A 1,983-nucleotide genomic window follows, 5' to 3' on the forward strand; every position below is an offset into this window, starting at 1 on the left:
TATTCAGCAACATACGTACCGCAAACCACTACAACTGAAAATCTTAATACTGTAGCAAGCGCTGATGCTAAAAAGGTTTTCGCTTCCGGTAACAATGGTGCTTCTATTTACGGGAAAGAAGTTTACTGGACCAAGACTAGCTCTATTCCAGGTACGAATTCTGCGTCAGCTCTTATTTCGGGGGACGGTAAATATATAGGTGTTTTTAAAAATATTAGTGATGAACCCACTCATTTTAATGCTTATGTCACGACTGACAAAGGTGCCAGCTGGAAGGTTGCGAGTGGTGGTATTACCGAACCTTCAGATGAAGGCAAATTTGTCAAAAAAGATGGTAAAGATTATTTTGTTTCGAAAACAGCTTCGGATAAATTGCAGATCGTAACTCTCGATACTGACGTGCATGATTCAACCGGTGACGAGCTTACGTATGAAGATCATAATTATGCCTCTTATGCAGTATTGGGCAGCACAATTTATGCTTTTGCCCGTAATAATGCTGGTTTACCTCATTACGATATTCAAGCAGCCGACCCGGATTCAACAGGTTCAGCCGCTGCTGTGGAAACTAATATTGAAAGTGGTAAAATAAGCGCATGCGGCGCAACAGCAAAAGCCCTTTACGTACTTACCACAGACAATAAGTTTATGGCTATGGTTGATGATGACAACCATTTAACAGCAGAACTATCAGGAAAGTTTGTTGAGGTAGAAGCCTTTAAGTATCTACTTTCTACGATAAGTGAGCATTCTTTGAGTTTATACTCTGCAACTGATGGAACGCTTATTCTCATTGATACAACTGCTGGAAATCTCTGTATTATATATGATTCTAGTGTTGCAGCGAAGACTGATGTCTCAGCAGATGCTTCCAATTACGCTAGTTCAGTACGTAACTTACCCGGTTCAAGTTATGACTCTCCCAAATTCTCCGGTTCATCCAGCTATCTTGCTTATTCCCAGGGCTCTGATGTCTATATGTTCTCTGACTGGACATGGAGCAAGTATGAAGGAAATGAGAAAGAACCATCATATATAGCATCATCCGGTTCAGGTATAATGTTTTCTTCCATGTTCCCTGGTCCTCCCTTTTACTCCGAAGGAGCAAAGTTCGGCAATGTTCTTGCCAGTACTGTAGCCAGTCCAGATAATTCTTTCATGTATATATATAATGCTTCCAAAACAGATGTTTACGTCGGAAGTTACGAGGGATCTTACCACGGTACTGTAAAGGCTGATACCGGTTCTGTTGTCTGGGATTCTGAGCGAGTCGGTGACGGCATTATAGGTACTTCCTCATCCTATGTTTTTGGCTCCGGTGACGAAGTTTATGCTATTTATGAGGTTAAAGAGGAGCAAAACCAGGATGCGATGCGCGAGAGTACTTCAAGCTTTGCTTATAATATTGCCCGCAAGACTTCAGATTCATGGGAAAAGCTGGAACTGACAGGCGAGAATAAGCTTCAGTGCAATATGGCCATAGCCGCTGGAGATGGTGTTATTTATTGCATTGACTCCAGCGGTCTTTATAAGGGTACAATAAATGAATCCAGATGCTCTTTTATTGAGCAGACTGCATCTACAGATGGTGATAAGATGCCAACCTCTTTAGGTTTGATTGCTGCTTCACCCTCCGGCGATGTTATCTACGGGGCTTCCGGTAGCCATTTTTATAAGTTTTCGGAGAATTCCGGTGATGTATGGAAAGTTGAGGAAATTGATGTTCAGGATAAAGGCAGCAGTGCTACTTTAAACTGGATAATGTGCTTAAGCTCTGACAAAATTTATATTGTCGGTGACAGCGGATATGCAGCTTTATACGATGGAAAAACTGTAACTAGATTTGAGAAACCTTCTTCCGAAAATCTGAACAGTTGCTGGGCTTACGCAGACAAGCTTTATGCTGCCGGAGATGAAGGAAAAGTCTATGAGTACGACTTGGAAAGTAAAAAATGGTCCAGCAGTATTATTGCATCGGGCTCA

At 41.8% G+C, this 1,983-nt stretch carries 1 protein-coding gene; it reads left to right on the plus strand.

Annotation, left to right across the window (positions count from 1 at the left end):
* A partial coding sequence (locus H589_RS20855) for a hypothetical protein (protein ID WP_035074597.1) occupies positions 1-1,983 on the plus strand: 1,983 nt, incomplete at both ends.

Source organism: Maridesulfovibrio zosterae DSM 11974, assembly GCF_000425265.1.
Lineage (GTDB): Bacteria > Desulfobacterota > Desulfovibrionia > Desulfovibrionales > Desulfovibrionaceae > Maridesulfovibrio > Maridesulfovibrio zosterae.